Source organism: Weissella viridescens, from assembly GCF_003862435.1.
In the GTDB taxonomy this organism is placed as follows: Bacteria; Bacillota; Bacilli; order Lactobacillales; family Lactobacillaceae; genus Weissella; species Weissella viridescens_A.
In genome coordinates this window covers 92,935-116,972 of sequence record NZ_RHGY01000006.1, presented here as the reverse complement: position 1 = coordinate 116,972, position 24,038 = coordinate 92,935, and the positions used below count along the sequence as shown (strand labels likewise).

Here is a 24,038-nt window from a genome sequence, read left to right as displayed (position 1 = left end):
ACATAAAATAAGTAAATCAATTGCCTTCTTTGATTTAATAAAAAAAAAAAAGTCATGATAGCTTATTATTTCCATTATAGAATTTATTAAAAACATTTGTACCTTACAGTTGTCACCAAGGTTTCTTCATGTATTTTACTAATCACTGTAAAACCAAAGAAAAATTAATTATAGTCCATTTGGGACACAAAATTATGCATCAATAACTAAAAAGCACCTACACAATGTTGTAAGTGCTTTTTAGTTTATTCCCATATACTGTTATATACAAAATAAAAGCCATCCGGGCATTCATACCTGGATGGCTTCTCATTTACATTTCTGAATCAATGCTTAAACACTATAGCCCAAATTCTGGCGCATATTTCAAAGTGCCCTGCACGTCGGTCAAACTACCTTCACGCATTGGTTTAATTTGAAAATATTCATCAGGAACTTCCATCGGCGCTTTAATGCCAAATTGACTAGCTGGTCGATACCCAAACTGCTGGTAATAGTTACCACCTAAAATACTGATGAAACTATAACCATGCGTTCCCGCCACACTCTCAATTTCTGCCATTAGTGCCTTACCAACGCCCTGTTTTTGCGCATCCGGTGCGACAGCTAATGGTGCCAGAACTAACCCCGATGCTTGTGGCACACCTTCATCAAGGATTAAGGCATCTGAGAGTAATGCATAACCAACGATAGCACCATCATCAGAGGCAACGACATCATACGTACTCGTCTTGTCACTCTCCCTGAGCGCTTGGACTAACGCATTTTCACCTGAATATCCATGCGCACTACTGGTGAAAGCATCTTGAATCACCCTCTGTAAAGTTGGTAAATCTTTTACATCAAGTTCATGTTTTATTTCAACCATCAGACTTCACTAAACTTTCTTGATTAAAGCAGAAACGCCCATGCCACCACCAATACATAATGCCGCGACACCATACGCATCATCTGGTAATTCATTAATCAACGTCACCAAGACACGCGCCCCAGATGCACCAACTGGATGTCCAAGCGCAAGCGCGCCCCCATTTGGATTCACACGTGCTGGATCCAAATCAAGTAAGTCATTGGTTGCCACAGCTTGGGCGGCGAACGCTTCGTTCAACTCAAACGTATTGATGTCTGACAACTTAAGTTCCGGATGCTTGCCCATCAAATCCTTAATTGTATAATAGGGTCCAATCCCCATCATGGCTGGATCAAGTCCGACCAAACTCGCATCAATCCATTCTGCCAATGGTTGTAATCCATATGCTTGAACAGCTTCTTCACTCGCCAAAACAACGGCTGCTGCACCATCATTAATGCCCGATGCATTTCCCGGTGTGACTGTTCCGTCTTGTTTAAAGGAAGGCCGTAAACTGTTTAACTTTTCAATTGAAGTATCGGCACGTGGCCCTTCATCAGTATCAACGATTAATTCTGACTTCTTCAATTTAACTGGTACCTCAACGATTTCATCATCAAACGCGCCCGACTCCATCGCCCGCAAAGCACGTTGGTGGCTCTCATAGGCAAATTGGTCCATCGCTTCTCGGCTCACATGATATTCATCAGCAATGTTTTCTGCTGTCAATCCCATGTGATAACCACCTTCGGCATCGGTAAGAGCATCTGATAACATGGTGTCCTTCAAAGTACCATCGCCCATGCGATAACCAAAACGCGCTTTATCCAACACATAAGGTGCTTGTGACATGTTTTCCATACCACCCGCCACAATCACTTGGGCTTGTCCGGCTTGAATTAAGGCTGCCGCAGTATTCACACTTGATAGACCTGAACCACAGACATCATTTAACGTGATTGCCGGAGTTTGATTACCCAGTCCAGCTAATTGGGACGCTTGTCGTGCCGGATTTTGACCTAACCCAGCCTGTAAAACATTCCCCATGATGACTTGATCAACCTTAAGCGTTTGATTGGCTTTAGCTTGTGCAACAGCGCCTTGAATTGCACGAGCGCCTAATTTTGGTGCTGAAACAGTAGCAAGCTTGCCCCCAAATTTACCAACAGCTGTGCGCTTTGCGCCAACGATATAAACTTTTGACATGAATTTCAGCTCCAATCTTTTCATTTTCTATTTTCTTTTTGATTCACTTTTTCGAATCGCACTTTATCTCATACAAATGGTAATTATACCGCTTTAACTTTGATGTTACCATAAAAAAAATCTCAGTCAGAGGACCTGCCAGTTCCCGACTAAGATATTGTTTCAGTATGATGCTATTCAAAATTATCATTTACTACATTTATAATTGTAAGCGTTTTCATTCACAAATGCAATAAAAAAGTGCCCCACATTCGCGGCACTCTTCATTTTATTAACTATTTAACTTACCATCTGCAATATCAGCTAACATATCACGTGATGGGACAAAGTAAACTTGTCCCGTCAACAACGTTGAGAAGGTCAAAAGGTAATCACTTTGGTCAACCATGTTTTCTAACATGTGCTTCGTGACTTCCCAGTGTCGTGAATAACCAATAAAGTAAGTTCCAGTCTTATCTTGGGCTGGATCAGAAAATGGCACATTCATACGCACAATCTTTTGTTCTTCCCCATCTGGTTCATACTTAGATGTCACATTGTGCGCATTTTTAAACTTATCGTCATCTTCAAGTTCAAGGTCGGTAAACTTTTCACGGCCCACCGCCTTTTCTTGTGTTTCAGTTGCTTGGTGATTCCAAAAGTCCATATCATGGATCCACTTTTGAGCAAATGCATATGACCCATTAATAAATTCAGGATCTTCATCCCCGATAATGGCATATTCAGCTGCGTCTTGGACTTCGGGTGCTTCAGTTCCATCAATGAAACCAATAATCGCGCGACCTTCAAAGTAACGGAAGCCCTTAGTCTCATCTAATACAGTTGTAAAATCCTTCAAGAAACGACGATATTGTGTCACAACTTCATAAACTGTTGCTTCTGTCTTAGCTCGAACGTGTAAGAAAATATCCCCCTTAGTTGCAGGCATACTGTATTCAGGTCCACTGACACCAGTAAATGTCTCAAGTTCCTTTGGCTTATCTGCATTTGGGAATAGATACTCCCATGCTTCATTACTAAACCCAATTGAAACCTTCAAACTATCTTGTGCTGAGCGAATACGCATTGAACGAATAATTGCCTGTGAACGATCTGCGAATTCTTGGATACCAGCTTGTGCTGCTGCTTGATCCTCACGCGTCAATTCCAAAACTTCAAACGACACGTGTTCGCCAATATCTTTCCAAACATCCTGTGCCTTTGCTGGGTTAATTTCAACCATGTTGAGCCTCCTGTTGTGTATATGAGATTACGAATTGATTTTTCGTCTCATCTTTATCTTTCTACAAATTCATTTTATCACAATTTAGAATGAAACTAAATTAAAATCACGATAAGATCGTAAACTCACTATGTACGAAACAATTCGCACGTTTTAGTTTTGAATCCCGTTCCAAAATTATTGGTCTTACCTTTGTGGTGAATAAAGATGCTCATTTAGCACATGCAATGCAAGTCCTAGCAATAACATGCCAAGCGCTGCTAATTGATATTGCCTAACTGGTTTTGCTTCGTTTTTAGACATCCTAAATTCCCTCGAATAACTTCATTAAGACAAATAACATCAAAATAATCGTCTGCTCTCATTACCTATTCTTGTATGCTACAACGAGCATCCCTAAAATTTGGACTGCAATTGTTAATAAGATTAATTTTTCAGATCGCTTCAAATTTTTCATAAATGACTCCTTTAAAATGCATTAGTTTTCGCTTTTTTACGCTTTTGGTATTGCATGCCGAGGAAAAACATATTCCCAAAAGTTGCCAAAGTCAGCATATTCGATGTACGCATTACGATTGCCATCACATCGACTACCAGTAGCCCTAACGTAAATAAAAGCCCGATGACTGTCCCAACATTTTGTTTATGCATTTTTGGCTCCCGTAAAATCTTTTCTATATACATACATCATATCAAATGCCATATTAAATGTACAAAAAAACGCATCTCACCCTGAGACGCGTTTTAATTATTTATTGATGCCCAACTGCTCTTGACAGATAGGACATAGTCCTTCGACAGTTACTTCATAGCCTTTAATTAAAAAGCCGGTCTCGTTCGCGGCGATATTTGGCAATTGACTTAAATCAAAATTCCGACCGTCAACGATTCGTCCACAGTTCGTGCAAATCGCGTGATAATGTGGATGACCAAAATAGTCATAATGGCGCTTTCCGTCCATATCACTATCAATTGCCAAAACCAATTGCGTCTTCAAGAGAAGTTCTAACGTATTATAAACCGTCGCCAAGCTAATCGACTTATCCTGACTTTTCAAATCTTGATAAATCATCTCAGCTGTTGGATGGGTTTCATGCGTCATCAAATACTCAAGAATCTCTTTGCGTTGTGGCGTTAGTTTATAACCGGCATCACGTACGGCTGCTAAGGCATGTTCAAATTCATCGGACAATATAGCGACCCCCTCTTTCATTTATTGCTTTGCCTTTGGCAATTGTAATTGCCAGTGCTTATTGTAAAACTTACGCGTTGCTAAATAGCTCGCATAGACTGACGCAATTCCAGTTGCTGAAAGGAGCATGAATACAACAACAATTTGATACTTAATCGCATGAATTGGATCAACCCCAGCCATGATTAACCCAGTCATCATTCCTGGTAATGAGACCAATCCGTATGTTCGAACTGAATCGATTGTTGGTTGCATTCCTGTGCGAATGGCTTCTTTAGCAATATCCCCCGTTGCCAACTTAGGGTTAGCTCCTAAGGCCAGACGTTCTTGGACAACCTCTTGTTGATCAGTAAACTGTTGGTTTAGATTTCGGAAAACCAATCCCATCGCCGTCATCGAATTTCCAGCCACCATTCCGGTTACCGGAATTAATTGGTAGGGCTCAAATTTAATCACACGTGTTAAGACCAAAATACCAACTGTAATTAAAGTTGAGATGGATAAGCCAACTCCGGCAATTTTAAAGGCGCCTGGGATACCTTGACTACGATATGCCGCATTTCGCGCAGCATTGAAAACAATCAAAACGGCCATCAGTAGGGTTAACCAAGTATTGTTAACTTGGAAAACAAACTTCAACAAATATCCAACAATGATTAATTGAATAATTGCTCGGAAAACCGAAATAATCGTATCTTTTTCTAAATGCAATTTTTGTTGATAACTAATAGCCAATGAAATGAAAACCAAACTGAATGATAAAATCAATGACCAATTACTAACATTAATTTGTGCGTTCATGAATCGTGGCCTCCCCGTCTTGAAGTGTCATAATGGCATTTGCATGTTTAATTTCTTCACCATCATGCGTAACCGATAAAATGGCAAAATGGTACTTATCTTGCATTTGTTGAATCAATTTCCAAATGGTCAGTTTAGTATCCGCATCAAGTCCCGTTGAGATTTCATCAAGTAACAAGACCTTAGGTGGGAAAAGGAGGTTTCTCGCAACCCCAACCCGCTGGCGTTGACCACCAGATAATTCGTGCACATCCTTGTCTAAGAAGCTTTCTGGCAACTCCATCGCGCGTAATAACGTTAACTCGCGATCCACATCAGGTGTTTGATTGCGCACCTCAAATGGCAAGTCTAAGTTATCTCGCACAGTTTTACCAAAAAGTTGGGCAGATTGAACGGCATATGAGACTTCTTGACGATAGGTGCTAATGTCATAATCCCATTCACTCTTGCCATCAAGAGTAATCGAACCGCTGGTAGCATCGATAAGGCCAGCAATAATTTTTAGCAACGTACTCTTTCCACTTCCTGATTCACCGGTAATGGTCAACCAGTCATCGTTTTGAACTGTGAAGGTAACGTGATCAAATACGGTTGCACCATCAAATTGCATTTTTAAATCTTTTACATTGAGTTGCATCATGGTCCTCCTGCTTTTTTTATGTAAGTCCATTCTAACGCCAAATTAGAATGATTACAAATTAAAAAAAGACATTCCTTCGTGGCATGTCTTTTTGCTTTTTATTGATTAATTTGACAGAATTCAACGATTTCGTGATTAGGTCCTTCAATATTGAAAAACTTAATCCCCTTGTCCCAAAATGGTCGTTCTTGAATCGTGTCGTTTATCACGTTCAGCTCACTCGCTTGGCACTCTGTAAAAATAGCTTCGATGTTTTCGACGTTGAGTGAAATATGATTAATGGCGCCAACGACACCGTTCGCTTGTTCGGCTCGGGCTTCCCAAGTTTCAATCACAAGACCTTTAAATTCAAGAAACTTTACTTTTGAGGCCCGATTTTGAAATTCTCCAGTTACTTTGAAACCTAGTGACTCCCAAAAATCGGTCGTTGCGTTCATATCGCGCGTTGGGATGCCGACGTGTTGTAAACCAGTTGCGTTTTCTTCGATTGTTTTAAGCATTGCTTGCTCCTTTATTAGGCGTTAACGAATGTCGTTAAAATGGCATTGAATGATTCTGGATCTTCTACGTGTGGTAAATGACCAGTGTGTGGCACAATGGCAACCTCAGCCTGGTCATCGGTAATATGTTGGCAAGTCACAGCATAATCACTTGACCACAAAGGCGAGTCCCCACCAGCAACAAATAACTGAGGAACATCACGATATGTCCGAATGACATCACGCCAATCTTGTACCAAATGATTCATCAGCAACGGTTCATTTTGTTCATAATTGAAAGGATGATCAGCTTGAACTGTCCGAATGGCTTCATAAACATTATCCGGTAAATGCTTAACGGTCATCTTAACATGTTCAACATTCCGCGCTGTTAAACTCAAGTTATCCCAGGTGTCGTCTAATAAGCCATATGGCCAATCAGGCGTATTCAACGCCTTAGGGGATTGATCAATCGTCACTACGCGGGCAACTTGGGCCGCTCCGTATAATGAAAGATAAGCCCAAATGACTGCAGCACCCATTGAGTGTCCCACTAAAATGACGTGATCAAGAGCTAATTCACGGATTAAATCAGCTAAATCAGCCCCTAATCGTGAAACACGAGCCCCTTTCCCGGTACGCGCTGAAGCACCATGATTACGTTGATCAAAAACAATAACCCGAAAGCCCTGTTCCTCAAAAGCGATTTGCTGATTCAAAAATTCAGCATGATTCCCACCATAACCATGAATCATGATCATCGGTTGTCCTTGCTTATTTTGTGAATCTTCATAATATAGTCGCGTATGATCGTTCGTATAAAAATATGCCATGCTCCAAGCCTCCAACGTTTACTTTGTTACTATTGTACACCAATCACCTCGAAAAAAAGGCAAAAAAAAAACATGGTTTCCCATGTCTTCACTTTAGATACGATTAACAATTGCATATCCAACCGTACCAATTAAGGCTAAGCCCATTACACTTGCAGCTAGTACCCCAGCTGTATCAATGGCCCACTGAAATGGGTGCATCATTGTGAAACTCACTTCTGGCATAACTTGCATACCAACAAACATAATTCCAAATACCAAGCCTACCACGAAAATAATTTTAATTTGATTTGCATATGAACCACCAGCATCCAAGGCATGCGCAAATTCTTTGCGTTGCTTTTCATACAAAGCATGGAATTTTACATAAGCCTGACTTTGCTCGTTGGCATCGGCCATGTTTAAAATGGTAATAGCTTGTTCTCGTAAATCACCTAAAATGTCATTAAATTCATTTTCATCGATATCAGTGACCATCGCAGCTAAAGTTTCTAAATTCAGCGACGTTGTCATGGGATATTTGGCGAAAAATTGCTTTAAAGTCATGCCAACACGTGCAATTTCCATATCTGACTGGTTATGTTGCCGTGTGTGTCGGTTTACCAAAGCCATCCCGATTAATGAAATCGAAACCGTAATGATTCCGAAAATCGTTGTTAAATACATCAAAGGTCCTCCTCGTTAATATTGTCTTGATTAAATCAATCATAATTGCGTTTATTGCATTTAATTTTTTATTTGTACTATTATAATAGCACGTCTATAATTCAATATAATTTGATGCGATAACACTTAGATTAAGCATTTATGACGCCGTGTTTTATATTTGTCATATTCATTCAAATATTACAAAATAAGATATTTTTCATATACATTGTGTTAAAATGCATCCCGCTTCAAAAAAATGAATATGCTACAATGAACTCACATACGCTATTACAAAATAGGAGATCTATACATGCAAGTCGGAATTATTGGGATTGGTCACATGGGCCAAGCGATTATCGATGGGCTTTTAAATAAAATTGACCCAAATGAATTCATTTTAGCCGCACACCGAACGAATGATGCGATGCAAACCTATCATGATGAATTAGGCCTACAAATCACAACTGATTATCAAGACGTACTCGATGCAGCACCTGAATTTCTAATCTTCACAACTCCAGCCCCATTGACCCTTGATGTCATGGCGCAGTTCAAAGGCCTTGACCCCAAGGTAACGATTTTGTCAGCTGCTGGCGGCGTTCCCCTCGCTGATATTCAGAAGAAGTTTCCACAAAATCCCGTTGCTTTACTCATGCCGAATACACCAGTTGCCATCAATCATGGTACACTTGGTGTTTCGATGGGATCACAAGTCACCGACGGTGTGAAAATTGAAACTTTCCTTGCACTACTTGGTGATGTCTTCACCGTTTCTGCAGAAGAATTTGGTATTTTCGGTACGATTACGGGTTGTGGTCCCGCCTTCGTCGACGTCTTTATGGCCGCATTGGCCGATGCCGGGGTCAAAAATGGCCTCGGGCGTGAATTAGCTTATCAAGCAGCTGCAAGTATGGTGAAAGGAAGTGCCAGCTTACTTCAAGAGAGCGGGTTAACTCCCGACGTCCTTAAGGATCAAGTCACCACGCCAGGCGGCTCAACCATTCGCGGTGTGGTCGCCCTCGAAAAACATGCTTTCCGCTCAGCGGTCATCGATGCCGTTGATGCTTCAAATAATTAGACACAAAAAAACACGTCCATTTTGGACGTGTTTTTCTTTTATAGCACATCTGTCACAATCGCCATGTAAACCGTTAAGATGAGTAAATCTGCGGATCCACCCAAACTCAAATTCTTTTCGATACAAATCTCATTTAATGTTTTCGCGTAATTCAAGCCTTCTTCGGTCTTGCTGCCCCCCATCGTGAAATAGGCATCCACTTGTCCACGCCACCACGGTAAAATATCGATGGTCCCAGCCCGCTTAATTAAATTTGAATCTTCCGTTTCCCGTGAGATCATCATTAATGTATCTAACAAGCGTCCATTCATATCACCTGTAGTGGTTGCAAAATAAGGTAAAGCAAATTCCATGACAACTGGAAATCCTGCTTCAGCCTGGCCCCGAATGCCCGTAGCACCGTATTTTAGAAATTGTCGTTCACCAGCAGTTAACTCTATTTCAGGTTTTTCTGCCAGGCGCGCGAAATCATGCTCGCTCAGTCCCTGTAACATGGCCTGAACCGTCTGACTCACCTTTTCACTGGTCATGGGTTGGGCGTGTTGGGCTAAATAGGCTGTTGCGCAAACGAGTATGCCCAATGAGAACACAGCCCCTTTATGGGTATTGACCCCTTTAGTTGCGGTAAACATTGCTTTTTCAGCCACAATGCCCGCTTTCCGTAATTCTTCAAACAGTTCCGTCAAATCACGACTAGTATCAAACTGTTCAGCTAGTGCGACAGCCGTCGTTAAATATGGCAATAGACTCGCTGCGCTATCAAGGAACGTATACACATCCATATCTTGATGGGCACCATTACTGACTGGATCAACCAAACCTGGCTTGGGGTTGACGGTTACTTCATAAAGTAAGGCACGTTCGGCAGCTTGTACGAAATCAATCGGTGGCATTGTCATTTACACGTTCTCCCTGATCAGCTAAAAATGATTGATAAATAACATCCAATGCTTCGGTCATTTCAGTTTTACTATGTTGTTGCGACCGTGCACAAATTTTAGCATCTTCACCACAGACAAAGCACTTTCGTGTATCGAAACCCAATTCAGTTCGTGACAACTGTTGACCATCATCACTGGCTGCCATTACATCAACGTCGAAAATTCGCCCAAGAGAGTCGGTTTGTTCAAATCGGATACCGTTAATTTTGGCATCATGCAACGATTGATTTAGCACCATAAAGGCTTCAGGTCCTGTCGGACGGTCAAAATCAATGGTTTCGTCAATAATAGATTGACCATACATGTGTTCTAAAGTTTTTAAACCACGTTGAAACATCGCCAAGATTGCCGGACTCTGTTTCATGGCTCCAGGAATATTCATTTTGATACTTACTAAACTTGCTTCCGGAACACGAGTCATTAATTGTGTTTGTTTATGTGCTCGCCATTCTTTGTTCAATAATATTTGATCTAATGTTACCTCAGAGCCATTTTCAAAAACATGCTTCAATATCATTTCCCCCAAAACAAAAATTAGTTATTTCACTATTATACCCTAATTTTAAAGGCATACAAAAAAACAGCTAACATCCCTGTTAACTGTTCTTAAATTAAGCTAATTTTCCACGACCGTTTTCATCGAAAGTATAACGCTTTCCATTGATGGTCACGGTACGATTTCTAACTTGGTGGTAATCTTCATAGAACTCAACACTACCATCAGGCATGCGAATAAGCCCATTGGCAGCAACACCTTGTGCGTTCATGTAGTAAACAATTCCATCGACTGTTACGTGTTGGTTAAATACTTGAGCACGTGTTGTTGGATCATAATACTTGATTGTACGTTCACGCGTAGTAGGATTGATAACCTTAGTTACTAATCCATCGACTGCCCATCCCTTGTTATCAAAGTAGTATGTTTTTCCATCAATCGTCTTCTCTTGGTTCTTTAATTGAACACGTGTTGTTGGATCGAAGTATTGCAAAGCACGGTATCCCGTTTCTGGATTAGCAGCACCCCAGCGAATACCTTCAGTTGCCCATCCCTTACCATCGAAGAAGTAAGTCTTACCATTAATCGTCAACCACTTGTTCTTGTATTGAACACGCGTCTTTGGATCAAAGTATTGCAAGGCACGGTATCCCGTCTGTGGGTTTGCACCACCAGTACGGAAACCATCTTGTGCCCATCCCTTACCATCGAAGAAGTAAGTCTTACCATTAATCGTCAACCACTTGTTCTTATATTGAACACGTGTTGTTGGATCAAAGTATTGCAAAGCACGGTATCCCGTCTTTGGATTTGCACCACCCCAACGTAATCCTTCAGTTGCCCATCCATTGGCACCAAAGAAATACGTCTTACCATTGGTCGTTAGCCACTTATTCTTATATTGAACACGCGTCTTTGGATCAAAGTATTGCAAAGCACGGTATCCTGTCTTGGGGTTTGCTGCGCCTGTACGGAAACCGTCAGTTGCCCATCCCTTACCATCAAAGAAATATGATTTACCATTAGTCGTTAGCCACTTATTTTTGAATTGGACGTGTGACTTTGTATCGTAGTACTGCAAAGCACGGTATCCTGTCTTTGGATTTGCGGCACCCCAACGGAATCCTGAAATGGCAGCCCCATTTGAACCAAAGAAGTATGTGTTTCCATTAGTCGTTACATAACCATTTTGAAGACGTACCTTAGTTGTTGGGTTGTAGTACTCAATGTTATTACCGAACTTACGGAATCCACTAATCTTGTTTCCATTGTTGTCGTAATAGTAAACCTTACCATTTTCAGTTTGGTAACCAGTCTTCTTTTCTTGGCTTGCCAAGAAGTTGTACCAGTAGTTGGCAATGTTTCCACGATTTGGTTGGTAAGTATTGTATGGACGTTCGTAATTGTTCATAAAGACCATAGCCAAATCAAAAGCAGACATCTTGCTCTTCATGTATTGGCTTGCTGTTAGGCTTGACCAACCTGGATAGTATTGAATACCATGTGTGAATTCATATTGAATTCGCATACATTGACCGTACATTGTGCGGTAATCAAGTCCATTTGCACGACACCAGTTGATCAACTTACTTGCAGGTGTCCATTGCACAAGACCATATCCACCTCCACCACCAATTTCAGTGATGTCAGGCAAGATATAACTTTCAACAGCCATGTTTCCAAGCATTCCAGCAATGGCATTACGTGACCAACCACGGGCTGAGAAGAACTTATAGATATAAATTGCATTCGCCTTTTGCGTAGCTGAATAGTTATATGTTTGCGCAGCTAAAACAGGCTTAGCTTTAGCAGTTGTTGCCTTTGTTGGTGTCGCAACTTTTGGCTTTGCAACAGTTGTCTTCTTAACAACTGGAGCTGGTGTAACTGCCTTAGGTGCCGTTGTCGTTGGATTCTTTTTTTCAGTTTGGTCAGAAGCCTTAGGTGCGTTAACATCTGTTGTTGGCTTTTGAACTTCTGCACCAGCTGTTTGATCGTCTGACTTCACATCAGTTTTTACATCATTTGATGTGTTTTGGTCATCAGTCTTTACATCATTTGATGTGTTTTGGTCATCAGTCTTTACATCAGTCGTGTCAGCTTCTGAGTCAGTCTTTGTCGTTTGGTCGCCTGACTTCACATCGGCTGTCGCATCTTGTGACTCAGTTGCTACGTTATCCGCTTCTGACTTTACATCAGTAGCTGTATCTTGTGTGTCAGCCTTCACATCAGCTGTTTCTGCTGGTGCTTCAGCTGTTGTACTTTGTGTATCAGCCTTAGCATCTGGAGCTTGTGTTGCGGGTACTTGTTGCTCTGCAGTTGCGTCTGGTACAACCGTTTCTGCTTGGGTCGCATCAGTTTGCGTTGTTGCCTTAGCATCTGCAGTAGCTTGCGTATCGTCCGTTGCAGGAGTCGCATTTGTTGGGTTTTGTGCCATTGCAGCACCGATTTGTACTTGAACATGTCCAGCTGCATCAGTCTGGTCAGGTTTAACATCTGAAGACCCATCAACTGTTGCTTGTGCGTTAGCATCCGTTGCGTCGGCTTGGGCTGTTGTACCAGCACCTCCAACAAGCGCAGCTGCTGCTCCAAGGGTTGCTACAGCAGAACTAACCCAAAACTTACCACTTTTATACATTTTTATGTGACTCATTATTAATTACTCCCTTAGGACAATGGCTTTGCATTGTCTAAAATACTTTTACTGTGTACTTACTTAAGCATTTGTCTGTTTTTTAAGTTTCTTTATATTTTCTTAACTTCTTATATATTACCGCAGACGAAAACATAGGTCAATAATACTAGTTTTCAATACCGTTACAATTAACTACGCCAACGCACCCATACTACCAAGTAAAAATCACAGACATGTGCCATAGAGATTGCAAAATCGGAACATTCTAGCAGACGATTTACATTAATATTTCTTACCCACATCTGGTATGAACTCTAAATCTATCGTAGTTTTTATTTTCTGTCCGAATTCTGCAGTTTATTTTACATAAATTTAGAGTTTATTGTCTGATTTTATAACTTATTAAACATACAAAAAAACACTTAATCTCAACGATTAAGTGTTTTTTTGACTAATCTTTAATTTCTTTGATTGTATCGATAATTGAACCATCACGGTATTCAACCATCGCAACCGTACGATCGGTATACTCAAGTGGTTCTGGCTTTCCCACCTTAGCTTCAGCCATTTGTTGCAATTCTTCGATAGTGTAAACAGGTACACCAGGAACATCCTTCAATGCATCAATCAAATCTTGACGCTTAGGGTTAATTGCAATCCCAACTTCAGTAACAAGGACATCAACTGAGTCACCTGGGGTAACGTTAGTGGTTACTTCAGGCACAACCGTTGCAATACGTCCACGAACAAGTGGTGCTGAAATAATTGTCAACTTGGCTGTGGCAGCATCTTGATGGCCACCAACAGCACCACGGATAACACCATCAGATCCTGACATAACGTTAACATTATAGTCAGTGTCAATTTCAAGTGCTGACAAGATAACAACATCCAACTTATCAACCATGGCACCCTTGTTAGCAGGATCTGCATACCAAGTTGCACTGATTTCTTGTTGGTCACGGTTTGACTTCATTGATTGGGCAGCACCCTTATCGAAGTCTTGCACGTCCATAACCTTCTTAACCAAACCTTCTTCAAGCAAGTCAATCGTTGGCTTAGTGATACCACCAAGCGCAAATGAGGCCGTGATACCATTATCAATCATTGATTGACGCAAGAAACGGGTTACGGCAAGTGCAGCACCACCAGAACCTGTTTGGAATGAGAAGCCATCCTTGAAGTATGGTGAGTGTACAATCACGTTGTTAACCGTTTGCGCAATCTTAAGTTCCTTAGGATCCTTAGTGAAACGTGTTGCTCCAGATCCAATCTTATCAGGATCTCCAACCTTATCAACCTTAACGACGTAATCAACTTGCGTTTGTTCGATTGAAGCAGGTGTGTTTGGGTAATCAACAATGTTATCGGTAATCAAGACAACCTTATCTGCATACTTGGCATCCATTAATGCATAACCAAGTGAACCAAAGGCAGTCTCACCATCCATACCATTTGCGTTTCCCATCTCATCAGAGTTTGGTACACCTAAGAAAGCAACGTCAATCTTGATATCCCCTTCTTCGATGGCGCGGGCACGACCACCGTGTGAACGGAAGATAACTGGGTTTTCAAGCGCACCGTGTGATACGGCATCACCCAAAGTTCCACGCATACCTGATGATGTGATATTGGTAACAACACCCTTTTCAATGGCTTCAATGGTGATATCGTTCATTGTATTCGTCAATGATGATGGGGCCAAAGTCAAATCCTTATAACCATGATCAATGATAATACGCATAACCATATTAAAGACATAGTCACCCTCACGGAAATGGTGATGGAATGAAATCGTCATACCATCTTTAACATTATCAGTAACAGCTTTTTCCAATGAATCAACTAATTTATCCTTACCAGTAGTGGCACGAACCTTTGGTGCAACACGTTGAATTTCAGGGTTTCCAAAATCAACAGTTTCAAAAGGCTTGTAGTCCAACTTATCCATAAGTTCATCTGGTAATTCACGCTTTACACTATTTTCCAATGTAATTTCCCTCCTCATCAACTAAGTGTGATGCCTTTGCAAGACGCATCACACGTTCAGCACGCAATACGACTGGACGGTCAACCATTTGACCATTCATTGAAATAACACCTGAACCCTTAGCGCGGGCTTCTTCAATCGCAGCAATCACGTTTTGGGCATTTACAATTTCTTTTTCAGTAGGTTCAAAGACTGAGTTAACCATTTCAATTTGACGTGGGTTAACCAATGACTTACCGTCAAATCCAAGTTGGTGAATGTACTCAGTTTCACGATAGAATCCATCAGGATCATCCATGTTTGTAAACACAGTATCGAAGGCTGAAACACCTGCGGCACGAGCGGCATGCAAAATTGCATTACGTGCGTATTCTAGTTCAGCACCATCAGGGTAACGGTGAGTCTTCATATCCGTCGTGTAATCTTCGGCAGACAGAGCAATTCCCATCATCCGATCTGTTGATGAAGCGATTGAATATGCATTCACGACACCCAAAGCAGACTCAATGGCAGCCATGACACGTGTTGAACCAACTTCACGACCAAATTCCTTCTCAGCTTCTTCAACCAAGTTTACCAACTCAGTCATCATTTCAGCCGTTTCAACCTTAGGCAAACGGATAACATCGATTCCAGCCTTAACCATCGCACGAATATCATTTTGATAGAAAGGTGTATCCAATCCATTGATACGTACAACTAATTCAGCATCCCCGTAATCAACAGTTTGCAAGGCTTCATAGACCAAATAACGTGCGGCATCTTTTTCTGGAAGTGAGACAGCATCTTCCAAATCAAACATAATTGAGTCAGCTCCGAAAATACCAGCATCCTTAACCATGGCTGGGTTATTTCCAGGTACGAACATCATTGTTCGACGTAAACGTTCTTCTGTAGCCATTATTAAAGTACCTCCCACATTGGTTCATCAACGATGTCTAAAGCACGTTGCGTTGCTGCAATTGCGCGTGCCTTAATAACCATGTCTAATGCCCCTTTATCAACAATCTTGACATTGGCATTGTCAACACCATAAGCTTTCAAAACATCTGCAACAGTTGCCTTGATTGCCTTTCCATATTGTTTTTCAACATCTGATTCCAAATTAAATTGGATCCCATCTGTTCCTTGACTAAGCATAATTTGTACATCAGATGATTCTAATGTTCCGGCAATCGCCGTTTTCTTAATCTCCATCTTTCTTTCCTTTCTTAATCCGGTCTTGTAATTCAGACTTGTGGTTAACAATAAATTGGTAGGTGGTTTTGGGAACCCGATTTTCTATTTCGGAAATCCGGTCCTCTTCAATCGCCTTACGAACTGACGTTGCCGAGATGGCATCGCCTGAACCAAGTTCTTTACGTGGGATGATTTTCACCTGAACCTCAGGTGGCAACTCACGTTGTAGCGCTTGATTATACAAATCAGTGGTGTGCGAATATGGTTCACTACCTAGGTAACGGGTCTGTATGTGCAGATCCTTGGCAATCCAATTCTTGAACAATCGCGCATCTAGTGTGGTTTGATAATCAACAACTGCATCAGGACTTGAAATAAAATACGCTGGGAAAGTCGCATAACTGACCATGTAGCTGCCACCATTGACAACAATGACATTTTCTAAGTCTTGCGTTCCCGCCTTAACGAGTTCAACACGTTCACTGGTTTTGAAAAGTGATGCATCTTGATTGACGACAAAGACATAAACAAAATCATTTTCTTTAGCCGCCGTTTCCACAAGGTAGCGATGGCCTAAAGTAAATGGATTGGCATTCATGACGATGCCTGCAATTTTCTTATCAGCTGGAACCTTCGGGATATTCTTTAAGTATGTTTGAATATTTGGTTCACCTTTTTCAAGCAAGACACCTTGATCAGAATCAGCTAACTTCGTAAATCCAACATGTTCAAAACTAACTGTATATTTTGGCTTGGTAAAGACCAAAATATGGAACACCCCGCGTTGTGCTAATCGGCTCACGAGCTCAGAAACGACCATATTGAAGCGTGATCCTGAAGCACCGTCCTCATTCTGGACGGCAATGTACTTAATCACATCACCCGCAATGGAACCAGTTCCAACTAACTGGTCATGATCATCAAAGAGGCCAATTGTCTCATCAATGACATCAATCTCTTTGTCATTAAAAACATCAATGCCACGTTCAGTTAAGAAGTTTTGCCACATTTTGCGTTGTGGCTGACTTCTCAAATACAAATCTTGAATGTGATCACTCATTTTACAGACCTCCTTGTGTCATAACTTATTTTTTGGCAAATGTTTCAACAGCACCTGAAACGGCATCAACAACACCATCGTCAAAAACACCCGGGACAATATTTGTCGTATCAGGATTTTGAATCATATCGGCCAAAGCATGTGCAACTTCTGACTGAAGTTGTGAATCGACACTCTTAACACCGGTTTCCAACAATCCCTTGAATAGACCTGGGAATGCCAAAATATTATTAACTTGGTTGGGCCATTGTGAAGATCCCGTTGCGACAATCTTTGCTCCGGCAGCATTGGCTTCATCGGGGTCGATTTCTGGAACAGGATTTGCCAAAGCAAAAATGATTGGGTCATCGTTCATGCGCTTGACTTGGTCTCCTGAGAGCACCTTCTCATCTGACAAACCGATAAAGACATCTTGATTATCAATCACATCATCTAATGTTTGCCCATCTGCTTGGTTCACCATGCCAGCAAGTTTACGTTGGTACGCGTTGTAGCGTGTATCATCTTCGCGAATCACACCATGAATGTCGACCAAAGTAATATTTTTAATACCAGCTTCAGCCAATAACTTACCAGTTGCATATCCAGATGCACCAACACCATTCAAAACAATCTTCAAATCCTTAAGTGATTTATTAACCACCTTGGCAGCATTGATTAATCCAGCTAAGACAACAATTGCCGTCCCCTCTTGATCATCATGATAAACCGGAATATCCAATTTTTCTTTTAACTTTTCTTCGATTTCAAAGCAACGCGGTGCGGCAATATCTTCCAAATGAATCCCGGCAAACGATGTTGACATATTCACAACTGTTTGGACAAATTCATCAACTGATGTTTGTTCTAATGCCATAGGGACAGCATTTACGCCTGAAAAATCTTTATATAGCAGTGCTTTTCCTTCAATAATAGGTAGACTCGCAGCTGGACCAACATTCCCTAATCCCAATACTGCAGTCCCATCACTAATGATGCTAACTAACTTTCCACTCATCGTGTACTTTGCCTTAGCTGATGGATCAGATTCAATCAGCTTTGCTAGGCCAGCGACACCTGGTGTGTAGGCTTCACTCAAATCATTACGGGTTGTGACATCAAAGTCCCCTTTAATATCGAGCACACCGGTATGTGCTTCGTGAAGTGCTAACACTTTATCCATGTCAACCATGTTTGTTACACCTCTCACATATTTTTTAACTCTCAAAGGCCTCATACCTTTGCTAACATGTTTAATTTTAGGTCATATTTTTAAAAATGTAAAGAATAAATTCGATATTTTTAAAATCAGTTCGTTGTGATTTTAAAAATTTAAAAACGTGGTTCACAAACTAAAAACCTTAACTTGATATAATTAAAAAATATGAAAATCATTCAACATATTTCAAATGTATGGTAAGCTAAGGGTGCACAACGCTTTTAAGGAGGCTTACTGATGTCAGAAGAAATGGATCAGCATGAATTACTCGCCAATTTATCCCAAGACTACTATCTTTCACAATTGTCTTTAGCTGAATTAGCAGAAAAATATCACTTAAGTCGTTATCTTGTTAACAAATATCTCGATGATGCACGCCGCGAAGGCATTGTCACGATTAATATCGCAGCTCCTAACCCTCGTAATCTCGAACTTGAAAAAGAATTCCAAAAAGTTTTTAACATCCCACATATCTACATTCTAAAGGATAATATCAGTCCCACTGAAACGACCGAAAATATCCTCAACTACTCAGCACATCAATTAGCACCTTTAATCGCTCAAAGCAAAGTGGTTGGTTTAACTTGGGGTGGTACCATTTTTAATATCATCAACTACTTCCCCGTCTCAGTGCTAGAAAATGTTACTTTCACCCAATTCATTGGGGAAAACATGAAATATAAGTCTGCTGCTGGTTCAATGCGTATGGTTGAATTAGCTGCTGCCCGTTTTTCAGCCGAGTATCTTACGATGACTGGACCGCTTTACATTATTGATGATGCGACCCGTGAAAAAATGTCGCAAGAAATTGCCGTTAAACCTGCCTTTTCAGCTTCAAAACAAATGGATCTCCTCTTTACAACACTGGGGACCTTAGCCTCGCTTGAAAGTATTCCAACTTGGAAGGAAAATCTGGATATGATTCTCGGTGATATCAACCAAGATGATGTTGCCGGTATGCTTTATGGCCGTCCTTTTGATGTTGATGGACATTTCTTGAATGAAGATCATGATAAGGTATTTGGCTTGTCAGTTGACGAAATCATGGCGACACCTCGTCGCTTTGGTATCGTAAAGAGTAAGTTTAAGACCAAGGCTGCCCTAGGTGCATTACGTGGTAAGTTCCTTACCGATATGGTAACAACTGAATCGATTGCCCGCCGTATTCTAAGTGAAATGTAAAAAAATAAACCCGCACTAGTACTGACTAGTGCGGGTTTTACTATTTTATTATTTAACATCACGTGCAATATAAATTGGGCGATGCTTGCTTTCTAGGTAGATGGCTGCGATATAACGACCAACAATACCCAAGCTAAGTAGTTGAATCCCACCCATAAAGAGCATGATGACAACTAATGAAGGCCAACCACCAATAGCGGACGCTGGCACTAACAAAGCGCGAATGAAAATCGCAATTGCGCCAATAATTGAGGCCACAAATGACACAACACCTAAAATGGCAATGGCCGTAAGTGGTGCTTGTGAAAAGGCCACAATCCCCTCAATTGAATATTTGAAAAGTGACCAGAATGACCATGATGTTGAACCAGCAACACGTTCAACATTTTCATATGGCAGATACTTCTGCTTAAATCCAACCCAAGAAAAGATTCCTTTTGAGAAACGATTGTATTCAGTCATACTCAAAATGGCATCAACGACTTGACGGCTCATGACACGATAATCACGTGCACCATTAACCAAGTGCGTATCAGAAATTTTATTAATCACCTTATAAAACATATCTGAAAAGAATGTTCGAATTCTAGGTTCACCAGCACGCGTTGTACGACGTGCACCAACCATATCCCATTCCCCTGATGACACACCGGCCAACATTTCAGGTAACATCTCAGGTGGATCTTGCAAGTCAACATCCATCACAGCGACATATTCACCAGTCGCATGCTGCAAACCTGCATACAGACCTGCTTCTTTTCCGAAATTACGTGAGAATTCAACATAATGAACAGTATCTGTACGGGTTTGTAGGGCTTGAATTGACGCAATTGTGTTATCAGTTGATCCATCGTCAATAAACCAGTACTCAAACTCATATTCGGGTACTTGGGTGTGTACTTTTTCCAAAGCATCATAAAAAATTGGAACAGTCTCTTCCTCATTGAAGACAGGGACAATGATTGATAATTTAGACATAACTTACTCCTAGCAACTTTTAAACGTATTCATGAATGACTAATACAAGTCGGTTTTAATTGTGCATTTAATTTTAAAGTCGATTTTATTTTCTACAGTATCTTCATAGTATACCACATTCTGCACTACTCAAAAGTTAAGCATCAATTAAAATCACATGCCCGTCTTTATCTAGCCATCTCTTACTTTTTTAAGACAAGGCGTTGGTAAATGAATACCGTCACAACAAAGTAAAGTAAGTATACGCCTCCAACTATGAGTAATCCATTCCCTAAACCAATGTATGGATCCATCATAATCGGTTTAAAACTTTGTAGGCCAAATACAGTGTCCAAGATACCAATCACCATTGGAATAAAGAAAAGAATACCAACATCTTTAATCGTTGCCATCTTCGACGCAGCAGGTGTCGTTCCAATCATCCTTAAAATTTGATAACGATGACGATCTTGGCTCACGTTTGAAAGAACTTTAAACATCAACGTTGAGGCCAGCATCACGAGGAAAGCAATCCCCAAAAAGACACTCATAAATTCAAGACCACCAAAGATAGACTTCAACATCACAAAATTACCATATGCCCCGGGCACCATCAAATTACCGTGATCAGTATAGCGTGACTCACCAGAATATAGCTTTTCAAGTGGCTTTTGGTTCGCCTGCATATCTCGTACAGAGACAGCCTTAAACGTTTGGACACCTTGTTTTGGCAATTGATCGACCAGATTTACCTTTGTCCCGTATGGCATTCCTGCTAGATAAGCTGCCCATGTCGTCAACGTATAATCTTCATCTGCATGTGGTGCATTCACATTTAATGTGACACGTTTTGGCTTGGCATGGGTATCTTCAGGGTGGTTAAATGTCAGTGTCGGTACCTTGGCATTTGCTAAGTCTTGCTTTTCAAAGTCGACTTGCCCATCATGGACCCGATATTTAATTTCAGCTTGGTAAGTGACATCGTTAAGCCCACTCAACTTCGCATCAGGTTTACGCATCATTAATGTGACAGGATTATTTTCCTCTGCTTGTTTTGGCAAAGAAACATAGTAACCTTGTCCAACACTAATTGCACCTAGCGCTAAACCAAATAACACCGCAATCATCGTAAAAATACGCTTATATTCATTTAGGCGAAAACTTAATTGCCCGTTCAAGAACAAACGTAGTCCACGTTGTCCAAAATCAGAACGACGCATCCAATTTGTGATGAGCCCTAGTGTCTGACCAACAAACAAATACGTTCCGACACCATTCAAAATTAACGCAATGACCATCCCCGTCATTCGCAATTTTGGAATTGACGGCATCAAGGCATAACTTCCACCTAAAATAATAAGTCCAAGTAAGCCCAAAATCAATTGACGGACTGGCTTTTCTGGTTTAGCCATCGTCGTTTCGTCAGCGTGCAACAAAGTCAGTGTGTCAACGCGCTTCAAACGCCAACGATTGTAAAGTCCGTTGAGTAGAAAGACAACAAGAAAAAATACAACAGTAATCAGGATTGCCTTAGGGGTAAAGACAGCCCAGTGCTTGATTTTGATACCAATCAGATCCATTAAGGTTTGACCACTGAGTTTTGTTAATCCAGCCCCTACTAAAATACCAAATGCTGTTGCAATGACACCAATAAAGAGGGTCTCGCGCATTAACAAGCCACCAACTTGACGTTTAGATGCCCCCAGCATTGCAAGCAACCCATAATCCTTTTGTCGTAATCGCAACAAGAAGTTATTGGCAAAGTTCAGGTAAACAAACGTGATAATTCCCAAGAAAATCTCACCAAAAACAAACACAATGACAATGACTTGTTTTGTCATGGTCGACATACTCTTCAATAATGGTTCATTCGTCGCAATTGCGCTGAACATATAGAAAATAGCCACCGCAATTAAAGATCCAATGACCAATACACTATAATCACGCCATTTCTGACGAAGTGATTTTAATGCAATTTTATTTAACATGATTTCCCCCCTTCGCCTATTCTTCAAAGTTTCCTAATTGGTGCAAAATTTGTTGATAAAATGCTTCGCGATTTTGCCCATCACGCTTTAATTCAGCCACGAATTGTCCATCACTTAAGAAAAGAATGCGTGACGCAAAACTTGCTGAGAAAGCATCGTGCGTTACCATCAAAATGGAAATGGCTTCGGCTTGGTTAATCTTAGACAGATAAGCCATCATCTCCCGTGCATTTTCAGAATCCAAAGCACCTGTTGGCTCATCCCCAAAAATCAAAGCTGGTTCGTGGACTAAGGCTCGGGCGGCCCCAACGCGTTGTTGTTGTCCCCCTGACAGTTCTGCCGGATACTTCCCAAGATAATCAGCAATGTTCAATAATTCTGCTACACCTCGTACACGTTCCTTGATGAGCTTTGGTGCCACATTTTGTAAATTCAGTGGTAGTCCAATATTTTCAGCGACCGTTAAGCTTTCAATCAAATTATAGTTTTGGAAAATGAACCCCATGTCGTGCCCACGGAACTTGGCCATTTCTTTGTCACGCATATGGAGAATATCTTTACCATTAATTTCAACTTCCCCACTAGTTGGTGTCATTAATGTTGACAAAATGTTCAACAAAGTTGATTTTCCAGATCCAGAAGGTCCCATAATGGCTAAAAATTCTCCATTTTCAACCGTTAAAGATAAATCTTTTAAAACGGTTTGCTCCGCTTCTGTTCCTTTTTGATAGGTTTTTTCCAAATTTTTTGCTACTAATGCTGGTTCTGTCATGATACTGCCTCGCTTTTAATTATATATAATACTATTCCGTTAAATCTATTGCATAAAAGACATTACCATACGGCGTATAATACTACAAGCAAAAAAGTCCATAAAAAAACAGCCACTTGATTCAGTAGCTGTTTTTTTAATTATTTAAAGGCTCGTAAAGCCTGTGATGCTGGGGCAACCATCGTTGGGTAGTCACTCAAAATTTGGACACCTTTTAAGTAATCTTCCACTGTGACTTTTGGATTTGAACGCATCAAATGGTAAATCCCACCAAATGCTTTTGATGCAAATGCTGAATCCATGACACCATTTTTTTCATAAAAACGATGGCGACGTTCACGCTGGTCTAAATTGTCAGCATCAGGTTCTTGGAATTCAGCTTCTAGGATAATCCCGTTCGTAAAGCGCTCCTTCAAAGCTGCCAGCACTTTACCACCGTATCCACCACCACGTAGTGATTGATCAATCGCAAAGTATAGGATGAAAGCTTTATCATCCCCTAATTCAACCCACACAACCAAGCCAATCGCCTTGCCATCTTCGGCAATCGTATGTAACTCAACAACGGGCTTCGTTTCAGAAAGTTCCACAAGCATTTCATAGGGGCTACGCTCACGCTCTGGAAATGCTTCTAAATAAATTTTTTGCCAGTACGCTTCATCAGTAATCGGTTCAAATGTAATCATATGATCCC

General features: G+C 40.9%; 24 protein-coding genes. 2 read left to right on the top strand and 22 right to left on the bottom strand.

Features of this window, described 5'->3' with window-relative positions; genetic code table 11:
- Positions 1-340: 340 nt before the first annotated feature.
- The 10 genes from D3P96_RS06380 to D3P96_RS06335 form a co-directional block, all read right to left on the bottom strand.
- Positions 341-868, bottom strand: coding sequence for a GNAT family N-acetyltransferase (locus D3P96_RS06380; protein WP_124943543.1), 528 nt, complete (start codon positions 866-868; stop codon positions 341-343).
- Positions 869-877: 9 nt separating this feature from the next.
- Positions 878-2,056: a thiolase family protein gene (locus D3P96_RS06375; protein ID WP_124943542.1), complete on the bottom strand. Its 1,179-nt coding sequence runs from the start codon at positions 2,054-2,056 to the stop codon at positions 878-880.
- Between the two features lie 271 nt (positions 2,057-2,327).
- On the bottom strand, positions 2,328-3,278 hold the full coding sequence (locus D3P96_RS06370; RefSeq protein ID WP_124943541.1) for a Dyp-type peroxidase: 951 nt from the start codon (positions 3,276-3,278) through the stop codon (positions 2,328-2,330).
- Between the two features lie 468 nt (positions 3,279-3,746).
- On the bottom strand, positions 3,747-3,929 hold the full coding sequence (locus D3P96_RS06365; RefSeq protein WP_124943540.1) for a hypothetical protein: 183 nt from the start codon (positions 3,927-3,929) through the stop codon (positions 3,747-3,749).
- A 97-nt stretch (positions 3,930-4,026) separates the two neighbouring features.
- Entirely contained in the window at positions 4,027-4,470 is a 444-nt protein-coding gene (locus D3P96_RS06360) for a Fur family transcriptional regulator (protein WP_244919078.1), read from the bottom strand.
- A gap of 21 nt (positions 4,471-4,491) precedes the next feature.
- Positions 4,492-5,271 carry an ABC transporter permease gene (locus D3P96_RS06355; protein WP_124943538.1) on the bottom strand — a complete coding sequence of 260 codons (780 nt, stop codon included), beginning with the start codon at positions 5,269-5,271 and terminating at the stop codon, positions 4,492-4,494.
- Positions 5,255-5,908 carry an ABC transporter ATP-binding protein gene (locus D3P96_RS06350; RefSeq protein ID WP_244919077.1) on the bottom strand — a complete coding sequence of 218 codons (654 nt, stop codon included), beginning with the start codon at positions 5,906-5,908 and terminating at the stop codon, positions 5,255-5,257. Before D3P96_RS06350 ends, D3P96_RS06355 begins: the two co-directional genes overlap by 17 nt.
- A gap of 101 nt (positions 5,909-6,009) precedes the next feature.
- On the bottom strand, positions 6,010-6,411 hold the full coding sequence (locus tag D3P96_RS06345) for a VOC family protein (protein ID WP_124943536.1): 402 nt from the start codon (positions 6,409-6,411) through the stop codon (positions 6,010-6,012).
- 14 nt (positions 6,412-6,425) lie between these two features.
- The gene (locus tag D3P96_RS06340; protein WP_124943535.1) at positions 6,426-7,223 is read right to left on the bottom strand and encodes an alpha/beta fold hydrolase; all 798 of its coding nucleotides are present in this window, start codon (positions 7,221-7,223) and stop codon (positions 6,426-6,428) included.
- Between the two features lie 93 nt (positions 7,224-7,316).
- A complete protein-coding gene (locus tag D3P96_RS06335) occupies positions 7,317-7,889 on the bottom strand; it encodes a hypothetical protein (RefSeq protein ID WP_124943534.1) in 573 nt (190 codons plus the stop codon).
- Positions 7,890-8,181: 292 nt separating this feature from the next.
- Here D3P96_RS06335 and proC point away from each other — a divergent pair, with 292 nt between their 5' ends.
- The gene (gene proC, locus D3P96_RS06330) at positions 8,182-8,949 is read left to right on the top strand and encodes a pyrroline-5-carboxylate reductase (RefSeq protein WP_124943533.1); all 768 of its coding nucleotides are present in this window, start codon (positions 8,182-8,184) and stop codon (positions 8,947-8,949) included.
- Positions 8,950-8,987: 38 nt separating this feature from the next.
- On the opposite strand, the gene citG is transcribed toward proC, so the two are convergent.
- From citG to D3P96_RS06290, 8 genes are all read right to left on the bottom strand, one after another.
- Positions 8,988-9,842 (bottom strand): triphosphoribosyl-dephospho-CoA synthase CitG, encoded by an 855-nt coding sequence (gene citG / locus D3P96_RS06325; RefSeq protein ID WP_432422549.1) that lies wholly within the window; start codon positions 9,840-9,842, stop codon positions 8,988-8,990.
- Positions 9,829-10,407, bottom strand: a complete 579-nt coding sequence (gene citX / locus D3P96_RS06320; protein ID WP_124943531.1) for a citrate lyase holo-[acyl-carrier protein] synthase — start codon at positions 10,405-10,407, stop codon at positions 9,829-9,831. Before citX ends, citG begins: the two co-directional genes overlap by 14 nt.
- A 94-nt stretch (positions 10,408-10,501) precedes the next feature.
- Positions 10,502-13,036 (bottom strand): phage tail tip lysozyme, encoded by a 2,535-nt coding sequence (locus D3P96_RS06315; protein ID WP_124943530.1) that lies wholly within the window; start codon positions 13,034-13,036, stop codon positions 10,502-10,504.
- Positions 13,037-13,469: 433 nt separating this feature from the next.
- Entirely contained in the window at positions 13,470-15,008 is a 1,539-nt protein-coding gene (citF, locus tag D3P96_RS06310; RefSeq protein ID WP_124943529.1) for a citrate lyase subunit alpha, read from the bottom strand.
- Positions 14,998-15,909 (bottom strand): citrate (pro-3S)-lyase subunit beta, encoded by a 912-nt coding sequence (gene citE / locus D3P96_RS06305; RefSeq protein WP_124943528.1) that lies wholly within the window; start codon positions 15,907-15,909, stop codon positions 14,998-15,000. The genes citF and citE overlap by 11 nt, the downstream gene beginning before the upstream one ends.
- 2 nt (positions 15,910-15,911) lie before the next feature.
- Complete coding sequence (gene citD, locus D3P96_RS06300; RefSeq protein ID WP_124943527.1) at positions 15,912-16,205, bottom strand: citrate lyase acyl carrier protein; 294 nt, start codon at positions 16,203-16,205, stop codon at positions 15,912-15,914.
- The gene (citC, locus tag D3P96_RS06295; RefSeq protein WP_124943526.1) at positions 16,195-17,247 is read right to left on the bottom strand and encodes a [citrate (pro-3S)-lyase] ligase; all 1,053 of its coding nucleotides are present in this window, start codon (positions 17,245-17,247) and stop codon (positions 16,195-16,197) included. The genes citD and citC overlap by 11 nt, the downstream gene beginning before the upstream one ends.
- Before the next feature lie 25 nt (positions 17,248-17,272).
- Complete coding sequence (locus D3P96_RS06290) at positions 17,273-18,418, bottom strand: NAD(P)-dependent malic enzyme (protein ID WP_124943525.1); 1,146 nt, start codon at positions 18,416-18,418, stop codon at positions 17,273-17,275.
- A 264-nt stretch (positions 18,419-18,682) separates the two neighbouring features.
- On the opposite strand from D3P96_RS06290, the gene D3P96_RS06285 reads away from it, so the two are divergent.
- On the top strand, positions 18,683-19,627 hold the full coding sequence (locus D3P96_RS06285; protein ID WP_124943524.1) for a sugar-binding transcriptional regulator: 945 nt from the start codon (positions 18,683-18,685) through the stop codon (positions 19,625-19,627).
- A 48-nt stretch (positions 19,628-19,675) separates the two neighbouring features.
- On the opposite strand, the gene D3P96_RS06280 is transcribed toward D3P96_RS06285, so the two are convergent.
- From D3P96_RS06280 to D3P96_RS06265, 4 genes are all read right to left on the bottom strand, one after another.
- Entirely contained in the window at positions 19,676-20,605 is a 930-nt protein-coding gene (locus D3P96_RS06280) for a glycosyltransferase family 2 protein (RefSeq protein WP_124943523.1), read from the bottom strand.
- 182 nt (positions 20,606-20,787) lie between these two features.
- Complete coding sequence (locus D3P96_RS06275) at positions 20,788-22,572, bottom strand: FtsX-like permease family protein (RefSeq protein WP_124943522.1); 1,785 nt, start codon at positions 22,570-22,572, stop codon at positions 20,788-20,790.
- Between the two features lie 16 nt (positions 22,573-22,588).
- The gene (locus tag D3P96_RS06270; RefSeq protein WP_124943521.1) at positions 22,589-23,344 is read right to left on the bottom strand and encodes an ABC transporter ATP-binding protein; all 756 of its coding nucleotides are present in this window, start codon (positions 23,342-23,344) and stop codon (positions 22,589-22,591) included.
- A 140-nt stretch (positions 23,345-23,484) separates the two neighbouring features.
- Positions 23,485-24,030 (bottom strand): GNAT family N-acetyltransferase, encoded by a 546-nt coding sequence (locus tag D3P96_RS06265; RefSeq protein ID WP_124943520.1) that lies wholly within the window; start codon positions 24,028-24,030, stop codon positions 23,485-23,487.
- Between the last annotated feature and the right edge of the window lie 8 nt (positions 24,031-24,038).

Excerpts from the sequence above, each read along its gene's own strand:
- D3P96_RS06345 (WP_124943536.1), bottom strand. The coding sequence starts at position 6,411 with ATGCTTAAAACAATCGAAGAAAACGCAACTGGTTTACAACACGTCGGC.
- citE (WP_124943528.1), bottom strand. The coding sequence starts at position 15,909 with ATGGCTACAGAAGAACGTTTACGTCGAACAATGATGTTCGTACCTGGA.
- D3P96_RS06315 (WP_124943530.1), bottom strand. The coding sequence starts at position 13,036 with ATGAGTCACATAAAAATGTATAAAAGTGGTAAGTTTTGGGTTAGTTCT.
- citG (WP_432422549.1), bottom strand. The coding sequence starts at position 9,842 with ATGCCACCGATTGATTTCGTACAAGCTGCCGAACGTGCCTTACTTTAT.
- D3P96_RS06365 (WP_124943540.1), bottom strand. The coding sequence starts at position 3,929 with ATGCATAAACAAAATGTTGGGACAGTCATCGGGCTTTTATTTACGTTA.
- D3P96_RS06355 (WP_124943538.1), bottom strand. The coding sequence starts at position 5,271 with ATGAACGCACAAATTAATGTTAGTAATTGGTCATTGATTTTATCATTC.
- D3P96_RS06280 (WP_124943523.1), bottom strand. The coding sequence starts at position 20,605 with ATGTCTAAATTATCAATCATTGTCCCTGTCTTCAATGAGGAAGAGACT.
- D3P96_RS06270 (WP_124943521.1), bottom strand. The coding sequence starts at position 23,344 with ATGACAGAACCAGCATTAGTAGCAAAAAATTTGGAAAAAACCTATCAA.
- D3P96_RS06290 (WP_124943525.1), bottom strand. The coding sequence starts at position 18,418 with ATGGTTGACATGGATAAAGTGTTAGCACTTCACGAAGCACATACCGGT.
- D3P96_RS06340 (WP_124943535.1), bottom strand. The coding sequence starts at position 7,223 with ATGGCATATTTTTATACGAACGATCATACGCGACTATATTATGAAGAT.
- proC (WP_124943533.1), top strand. The coding sequence starts at position 8,182 with ATGCAAGTCGGAATTATTGGGATTGGTCACATGGGCCAAGCGATTATC.
- D3P96_RS06265 (WP_124943520.1), bottom strand. The coding sequence starts at position 24,030 with ATGATTACATTTGAACCGATTACTGATGAAGCGTACTGGCAAAAAATT.
- D3P96_RS06380 (WP_124943543.1), bottom strand. The coding sequence starts at position 868 with ATGGTTGAAATAAAACATGAACTTGATGTAAAAGATTTACCAACTTTA.
- D3P96_RS06335 (WP_124943534.1), bottom strand. The coding sequence starts at position 7,889 with ATGTATTTAACAACGATTTTCGGAATCATTACGGTTTCGATTTCATTA.
- citD (WP_124943527.1), bottom strand. The coding sequence starts at position 16,205 with ATGGAGATTAAGAAAACGGCGATTGCCGGAACATTAGAATCATCTGAT.
- D3P96_RS06350 (WP_244919077.1), bottom strand. The coding sequence starts at position 5,908 with ATGCAACTCAATGTAAAAGATTTAAAAATGCAATTTGATGGTGCAACC.
- citC (WP_124943526.1), bottom strand. The coding sequence starts at position 17,247 with ATGAGTGATCACATTCAAGATTTGTATTTGAGAAGTCAGCCACAACGC.
- D3P96_RS06370 (WP_124943541.1), bottom strand. The coding sequence starts at position 3,278 with ATGGTTGAAATTAACCCAGCAAAGGCACAGGATGTTTGGAAAGATATT.
- citX (WP_124943531.1), bottom strand. The coding sequence starts at position 10,407 with ATGATATTGAAGCATGTTTTTGAAAATGGCTCTGAGGTAACATTAGAT.
- D3P96_RS06285 (WP_124943524.1), top strand. The coding sequence starts at position 18,683 with ATGTCAGAAGAAATGGATCAGCATGAATTACTCGCCAATTTATCCCAA.
- D3P96_RS06275 (WP_124943522.1), bottom strand. The coding sequence starts at position 22,572 with ATGTTAAATAAAATTGCATTAAAATCACTTCGTCAGAAATGGCGTGAT.
- D3P96_RS06375 (WP_124943542.1), bottom strand. The coding sequence starts at position 2,056 with ATGTCAAAAGTTTATATCGTTGGCGCAAAGCGCACAGCTGTTGGTAAA.